Here is a 731-nt window from a genome sequence, read left to right as displayed (position 1 = left end):
GGTTTTGACGCTTTCTTCGGCGCGGATCGGCTCGATGAAGTCCAGAAGACCATAGTCGCGCACCTTGACTTCATTCACATTCGCGGATGCCCAGCCGGGCGCTCCGATCCACATCTCTCCCTTGCCATTGCCGTCGCTGTCCATCAGCGCCCCAACGTCGGGCCGACCTAGATCGGCGATATCGGTGATGTTGTTGGCCTGACCAAAGTCCTTGGAGACGCAAAAGCCCTGATTGCCCTCATATGGGTTTGAGGACAGCGTGACCGTTCCCGCTTCATCCACGTATTTCTTGGTAAAGCTTTCCTGATTCGGCAGCCAGACATCCGGGTGCACAACTATGTCGCCCTTGCCCTGATCCATCGCCTGAAAGATCGTGGCGTTGTTTCCCGGTACATACTCAACCGTGCCGCCGATCCGGGACGTCACGACTTCGCCCAGCACATAGGCGATTGCCTGCGCGCCGGTCCAGGACGGGACGCCGATTTTGACCTCTTCTGCAAAGGCAGGCACGGCCAAAACGCTTACAAAGGCCGCGCTGGCAAGTGTTCTTTTTACTGTCATTGTTCAGATCTCCTTGTTGGTGGTCTTTTTTGTTATCGTTGTATTTTAGGTGTATCCGGGCAATCCGAATGCATCAGAATAGCCAAAAAGGGCCGCGCTTCCGCCAGTATGCAGGAACACGATGTTGGACATTCCGTCAAAATACCCTTTGCGGATTTGATCGATCAGCC

Annotated in this window: 1 protein-coding gene and 1 pseudogene; both read right to left on the bottom strand. The window is 54.9% G+C overall.

Annotation, left to right across the window (positions count from 1 at the left end):
- Positions 1–561 (bottom strand): glycine betaine ABC transporter substrate-binding protein (locus tag ACRZ95_RS23090; protein ID WP_480555728.1); only part of this gene is annotated, 561 nt, incomplete at its 3' end.
- A 45-nt stretch (positions 562–606) separates the two neighbouring features.
- Positions 607–731 (bottom strand): annotated as a pseudogene (locus ACRZ95_RS23085) (D-cysteine desulfhydrase); the annotation flags it as partial.

The organism is Ruegeria sp. AI3, from assembly GCF_056541245.1.
This window is presented reverse-complemented; position numbering and strand designations above follow the sequence as displayed.